Origin of the sequence: Evansella tamaricis (assembly GCF_019042215.1) — a bacterium.
GTDB lineage: Bacteria > Bacillota > Bacilli > Bacillales > Salisediminibacteriaceae > Evansella > Evansella tamaricis.
Genome location: NZ_JAHQCS010000179.1, coordinates 1 through 6,618, shown reverse-complemented (window position 1 = coordinate 6,618; position 6,618 = coordinate 1). Strand labels below are relative to the sequence as shown.

The window sequence follows — 6,618 nt, the reverse complement described above, 5'->3', positions numbered from 1 at the left end:
TTTCCTCTCCATTTGTCCGAACTTGGGCTTGATTCGGACAATTGAGTATAGATTCACCCTTCATTTGTCCGAACTGGAGCTTGATTCGGACAATTCAGTTTCGATTCCTTCTCCATTTGTCCAAACTGGAGCTTGGTTCGGACAATTGAGTATAGATTCACCCTTCATTTGTCCAATCTTGGGCTTGGTTCGGACAATTCAGTATCAATTCCTTCTTCAATTGTCCGAACTTGACCATGATTCGGACAATTGATGACGACTTTCCTCTCCATTTGTCCGAACTTGACCATGGTTCGGACAATTCAGTAACGATTCCTCCTCCATTTGTCCGAACTAGCCTGAATTCAATCCCGCCTGCTACGCCCCAGCACAACCACATGCATGACTCCCCGACCCGTCTCAACTGTCACCACTACTCTCCCCCAATGATCTCGCTACTCACTATCACCTGTCACTACTCTCCCCAACTGATCTCGTTACTCACTGTCCACCTACCACTACTCTTCTCCACTGATCTCGCTACTCGCTGTCACCTGCCACTACTCTCCCCTAATGACTTCGCTACTCACTGTCCACCCGCACTACTCTTTCCAACTGATCTCGCCACCGTCACGGCACAAACCTCCGCAGCACCACCAGCATAGAGCACCCCCGCCGCACTCCGGATCGTCGCCCCCGTTGTATAAATATCATCCACAATAAGCACACGTTTCCCCTTCAAACAGCCCCCACCAGCCAATTCAGCTAACTGAAACGCCCCCTCAAGCGACGCAATCCGCTCCTCCCGCCCCCGCTTACTCTGCTTTTGCTCTCCCATACTCACCCGCTCCAACAAAGGCACCACCTCCGGAAACCCCTTAGCCAACGCTTCCGCCTGATTAAATCCCCGTTCCCACTCCCGCTCCCCCTTCAGCGGAATCGGCACCACAAAATCAAACAGCCCCAACTCCCGCCGCGCCAACCTGCGCAAATCCCGCCCAAACAATTGCGCCAACGCCACATCCTCCCTATACTTGAACCGCGCCAGCACCTCCTGCAGAAACCCATCATATACATACAACGCCCGGTGCCGGAACCTCACCCCATCCCATGGTGGCACCAGTTGCCACCGCTCACAATCCAAACAAACACTATCATGATCTAACTTCTTTTTTTGGAAAAAGGGAGTCGAATTCTCCGAAACTCCCTCGACTTGTTTAACCTTCTCCTCCCCATATAAATGCAATCGTGGCCTTCCGCATTCTAGACAACTTAGTTCTTTTATTCGCTGCAACCGGTTTTCGCATTGCCCGCAAAGGTGCGTGTGCTCCGAAAAACCCAGAACCCACCCCCATCCCATGTTCCCCTCATAGAACATGTCACACCATAAACAGCGTTCCGTTCCCCGAATTAGTTCCATCCATTGCCCCATCACAACTTCCTCCCTATCTGGATTTTTTTCAATACTTTCATTGGCGTTAGAAATGTTTTAGTTTCTATCTTCGAAACGAGATTTGTTCGTTATTTTTTCAGGTTCCTTGCCACACCTGTTGGATTATTATTTTGTTCTTTTACGTTGTGTTCCCGTAGCTTTCGGCTTTCCAAAGCCAGTTCTTCATCACCTAATCGGTTCATTTCCTGAATATGGCGGACTGCCTTTACCATTTCATTGGTTTTGCCATAATGAAAGAAGGTCACGTCCCCGGTGGGGGCGTCGGGACTTCGGCCGGCACGGCCGGATATTTGTACGAGTGCCGATTCGGTGAAAATCCTGTCCTCTGAACCAAGGACACCAACTTGTACTCCTTTCACGGTAACCCCCCGTTCAAGGATGGTGGTAGTGACTAGTACTCTCGTTTTTCCGTTTCGAAATGCCATTACTTTTTCCCGACGGTCCGGATCAGATGAATGAACGAAACCCACGGTTGTCTGCAATGTTCTTTCAAGGATATCTGCAACGTCGTGCATGACGGCGACGCTAGGGACAAAAAGAAAAATTTGCTTTTGGGTGGTTAAGTGGGTTTGGATCCAGTGGAAGATAGGGATCGGCAAGGTAGCTTTGGCCAACTTCTTTTTCCACTGGCCAACCCACTTGTACCTCGGCACTGGTAACGGGTGCCGATGGTACCTCCTGGCCACTTTGACGGAGAGAATTTCCCCTGTTTCAGCCTGCCACTTCATTTTTCCATCAGGGGTGGCCGTAACGAAAACGGTGAGGCTGCGATCTCGTTTCGCCTTGTTCACGGCATACCGGAGCTTCTGGTCGGCGGTATACGGGAAGGCATCGACTTCATCGATAATGACGAGGTCGAAGGCGTTGTGGAATCGGAGGAGCTGATGGGTGGTGCTGATGACGAGGTCGCCCTGGCCGAAGCGGTCTTCGGCTCCTCCATAGAGGGGGAGAATTTTTGTGTTCGGGAAGGCTGCTTTCAGTCTAGGCTCCAGTTCCAGCACGACGTCGGTTCTTGGCGTGGCGATGAGAACGTGCAGTCCGGCGTTCAGGGCACTTTCTATACCGTGGAACAGCATTTCCGTTTTGCCTGACCCGCAAACGGCCCAGACGAGGAAAGTGTTGCGCTCGTTTTTTCCGTGAAGGAAGTCATTTATGGTTGCGTAGAGCTTGTCGGAGGCTTTTTGCTGAAAGTAGGAAAGGGTTCCGGTCCATGCCAAAGTGTGTCGGGGGCTTGGATCGCATTTTGGATCGGGTTTGCGGTTGGGAATTAGTTCGGAATTCGATTGGTGGTTAGGGTTGGAATGTAGTTCGGAATTTGATTGGTGGTGTCTTTGGGATGGATGAGTGAATGGTGATGCGGCAGTTCTCTTCTCTCGTTTGTTCGGGAGCCAGCGGACGAGGGGGCTGCATGACGTTATCTTCCCCATCATGATGCAGCTTCGACAATAGGTGCATTCTTGCTTGCATCGGTAGCAGTGGTAGGAGGCAAAGAGGTTGGGATCGTGGTTGCCACAGCGCCGACAATGAGGACGTCCGTTTTTTGTCATTAATCCAGGTTCATATGTGAGGTAGCCGTGACAGGCATGTTGATGGATTTCTTCTAGTGGAAACGGGAGCTCGTCCAGGAGGAGTTGCCGATGGTTTAAATATTGTTTTAATTCTTGGTTGATTGAATGGTTGGAGTTAGGTCTGGGGCAATAAATGGTGGTACCTTTTCCAGGTTTGAAGTCGAGATGGATTTCGGGCCAAGCATTGGCTTGCGGTTGGTTGAAGTGGGTCTGAAATGGTGAATTTGCTGGTGTTGAGGAAAATCCTAATGGAACTAATTTTTCGGGGATTAGCCAAATAGTGTTTGACGGCATGTCATCGAGGCTGTGAGGTAGGAGTTGATGTTGGGACGGGTTGTTCATCAACAGTTTAAGTTGGCGACAGTCCTGAGGCTGTAACGGATAAAATCGCATACGGAAAGCCCTCCATTAAATTGGTATATTTTTTGTGGTATTTTTGTGGTGTTTGCTATTGCATTGGGTGTTTTTTGGTATGGGTGATGTGCGGTTGCGTGCCCTGAAGGTTATAGGTTGTTTTGAAGAAGAAGGGAATGAAGATAATTGGGGGCGAGCATCGTGTAGATTAGGCATGACTTTGCCCCCATAAATTTTTTAAAAAATATTATTATTTCCTTACCCAGCCTACTCCCATGCTACCTTCACCGAGATGTGTGCCGATAACAGGGCCAAAATAACTCACGTTTACTTCTGCGTCGGGATATTGATCGCGCAGGTCTGTGGCGAGTAAATCCGCTTTTTCCTGACGATTGGCGTGGATTACAGTGATTTTTAACGGATATTGTTTTGCATCTTCATCAAGCAGGCTAAGTATTTTGCTCATAGCTTTTTTCTCGGTACGGACTTTCTCATACGGAACGATAACTTTGTTTTCAAAGTGGAGGACTGGTTTAATTTGCAGCAGGCTACCTACAATAAGTTGCGCCCCATTTAAACGGCCACCGCGGTGAAGGTGACTTAAGTCGTCTGCCATAAAGTATGCGCGGGTGTTACCCTTCATTTCTTGTAATTTTGCAAGGATATTTTCACTTGTCTCCCCTTGGGCAGCCATTTCTGCTGCTTGTAACACGTAAAATCCTTGCACCATACAGCTGATTTCGGAGTCGAATACGTGAACGTTAAAGTTCTCCACCATATTTGCTGCCGCCACTGCCGTTTGGAAGGTACCGCTAATTCCGCTTGATAGTGTGATCACGATCGCCTCATCATACTCGGCGGAAAGTTTTTCGTACAATTCTTCAAATAACCCGATTGCCGGTTGGGATGTTGTGGGAAGTTCTTCTTTCGATTTCATTTCTTCGTAAAACTGCTCTGCTGTGATTTCCATTTCTTCCTTATACGACTCTGCTCCAAAAACAACGTTGAGGGGCACCATGTGAATCTGGTACTGATCGCGAACCTCTTTTGGTATGTAAGCAGTACTGTCAGAAATAATAGCAATTTTCGCCATAATAATATTCACTTCTTCCATATTTAGTAATTTTCAATAAAGACTAGGTGACATCATTTTGTTCTGTTGTTTTTATAGACCTCTTTATCTTCGTTACTATTCGAGTCAATCATATACAATAGTACCAATATTGTCACATTTTTGTCTATCCATTTCCATGAAAAAGCGAATGGTAATTTCCTGTAATATGGAAATTCAGTTCACAAAACTGTGCGGGACCTGGTCCCGCACAGTTTTGTGACAAATATTGTTGTCTGTTTGTTGTTTCTATATGATGAATTTGCCTGTCCAAATAAATATTAAGAATGGATGTGAGAATAATGACTATCATTAAGGAGCGTAGTCCATCGATGGAGTATTTGATTATGGAAAGTTTGAGCAACCGCATGAAGTTTAGTAAAAGTGAAGAAGAACAGTATTTTGCAATAAAGAAAGGATATGAGGGGGAGGTGCTGTTTGACTCGTATTATGAAAATTGCCCGGAAAACTGGCTTATTTTAAACGACTTATGGCTTAAAAGCAATAACTCCATTTTTCAGATTGACAGTTTATTAATCACCTCGACAGCCCACTACATTTTTGAAGTAAAGAACCTGACTTACGAGTATCTTCTAAAGAACAATAGATTTTACCGTAATGGAAATGAACTAAAGCACAATCCTTTAACTCAACTGGAACGTTGCGATTCTTTATATAGGCATTTGCTGAAGCAGCTGGGTTATAATGTTCCAGTCATCTCTAATTTGGCTTTTGTAAATCCGGATTTCACTCTCTTTGGAACTACTGAGGACCACCCCATCCTACTGCCAACCCAAATTAAACTTTTTTTCGAAAAACTAAAGCGTAAAGAATGGAATGCAAGTGGTAGTACACCTTCGACTAGGAAAACCACGGCTCGTGGAATCGTTACTACTTTAGTTCCTGACATTGGATCAGGATCAGGGGCCGAACAAATGAAACCTACTCAAACTCAAATAAAACTTGCTAAACATTTACTTTCAATCCTCATTGATAAACCTCCTCTTTCCAACATACCTAGCTACGATTTTGAAACCCTGGAAAAGGGACTGTTGTGTTTGAATTGTAGAACGTTTTTGGCTGGACCAAGTAAGTATAAAGAACATATTGTTTGTCATCATTGCGGTCATGTGGAAAATACAAGAAAATGCATATTAAATGCTATTAAAGAATACCAGCTACTTTTTCCAAATGAAAAATTAAAGACTGACAGGATATTTAAATGGTGTAAGGTGATTATATGTCAAAGGAAAATCAGAAGGGTTTTGTTAGAGCATTATTTTAAAGAAGGGAATACAAATACAAGTTTCTACAGTGATTTTCTGAAGGTAGCAAATCAAAGAATATAACATAATTTTAATAGATAGATGGTTGTATTTTATTATCTAGGAAATTTTACCTGGATAATTTTTTTTTGCTGTTTTTTTGTGTGGTAAATTTTTGTATGGATCTAGTTTTACTTTCGTAAATTATTTAATTCACGTAATCGGGCAAATAATTAGGTAGTCCACTATCAACTGTGCGAACTAGGAGGGTGGTTCGGACAATTCATCGACCTGCTCTCCTCCATTTGTCCGAACTCGCCCTCCGTTTGGACAATTCAAACTCCTGCTCTCCTCCATTTGTCCGAACTCGCCCTCCGTTTGGACAATTCAAACTCCTGCTCTCCTCCATTTGTCCGAACTCGCTCTCCGTTCGGACATTTCAAACTCCTGCTCTCCTTCATTTGTCCGAACTCACTCTCCGTTCGGACATTTCAAGCTCCTGCTCTCCTTCATTTGTCCGAACTTGCTCTCCGTTCGGACATTTCAAACTCCTGCTCTCTTCCATTTGTCCGAACTAGCTCTCCGTTCGGACATTTCATCCTCCAGCTCTCCTTCATTTGTCCGAACTCGCTCTCCGTTCGGACATTTCAAACTCCTGCTCTCCTCCATTTGTCCGAACTCGCCCTCCGTTTGGACAATTCATCCTCCTGCTCTCCTCCATTTGTCCGAACTTGCCCTCCGTTCGGACAATTCAAACTCCATCTCTCTTCCATTTGTCCGAACTTGCTCTCCGTTCGGACATTTCAAACTCCATCTCTCTTCCATTTGTCCGAACTAGCTCTCCGTTCGGACATTTCATGCTCCTGCTCTCCTCCATTTGTCCGAACT

General features: G+C 45.5%; 6 protein-coding genes. 2 read left to right on the top strand and 4 right to left on the bottom strand.

What is annotated here, in order from left to right; genetic code table 11:
• Positions 1–253 (top strand): hypothetical protein (locus KS419_RS25055; protein WP_246594607.1); only part of this gene is annotated, 253 nt, incomplete at its 5' end.
• Between the two features lie 312 nt (positions 254–565).
• Here KS419_RS25055 and KS419_RS22860 read toward each other — a convergent pair.
• The 4 genes from KS419_RS22860 to KS419_RS22845 all read right to left on the bottom strand — a co-directional run bounded on the left by KS419_RS22860 (position 566) and on the right by KS419_RS22845 (position 4,447).
• A complete protein-coding gene (locus KS419_RS22860; protein ID WP_343215111.1) occupies positions 566–823 on the bottom strand; it encodes a ComF family protein in 258 nt (85 codons plus the stop codon).
• A gap of 373 nt (positions 824–1,196) precedes the next feature.
• Positions 1,197–1,334, bottom strand: a complete 138-nt coding sequence (locus KS419_RS22855) for a hypothetical protein (RefSeq protein ID WP_217069281.1) — start codon at positions 1,332–1,334, stop codon at positions 1,197–1,199.
• A gap of 166 nt (positions 1,335–1,500) precedes the next feature.
• Entirely contained in the window at positions 1,501–3,393 is a 1,893-nt protein-coding gene (locus KS419_RS22850) for an ATP-dependent helicase ComFA (protein ID WP_246594605.1), read from the bottom strand.
• 211 nt (positions 3,394–3,604) lie between these two features.
• The gene (locus KS419_RS22845; RefSeq protein ID WP_217069279.1) at positions 3,605–4,447 is read right to left on the bottom strand and encodes a DegV family protein; all 843 of its coding nucleotides are present in this window, start codon (positions 4,445–4,447) and stop codon (positions 3,605–3,607) included.
• 350 nt (positions 4,448–4,797) lie between these two features.
• Here KS419_RS22845 and KS419_RS22840 point away from each other — a divergent pair, with 350 nt between their 5' ends.
• A complete protein-coding gene (locus KS419_RS22840) occupies positions 4,798–5,814 on the top strand; it encodes a nuclease-related domain-containing protein (protein ID WP_217069277.1) in 1,017 nt (338 codons plus the stop codon).
• Positions 5,815–6,618: the final 804 nt, after the last annotated feature.

What these genes read in the sequence shown, in the direction of transcription:
- KS419_RS22845 (WP_217069279.1), bottom strand. Translation starts at nt 4,447, where the DNA reads ATGGCGAAAATTGCTATTATTTCTGACAGTACTGCTTACATACCAAAA.
- KS419_RS22855 (WP_217069281.1), bottom strand. Translation starts at nt 1,334, where the DNA reads ATGGGGGTGGGTTCTGGGTTTTTCGGAGCACACGCACCTTTGCGGGCA.
- KS419_RS22850 (WP_246594605.1), bottom strand. Translation starts at nt 3,393, where the DNA reads ATGCGATTTTATCCGTTACAGCCTCAGGACTGTCGCCAACTTAAACTG.
- KS419_RS22840 (WP_217069277.1), top strand. Translation starts at nt 4,798, where the DNA reads ATGGAGTATTTGATTATGGAAAGTTTGAGCAACCGCATGAAGTTTAGT.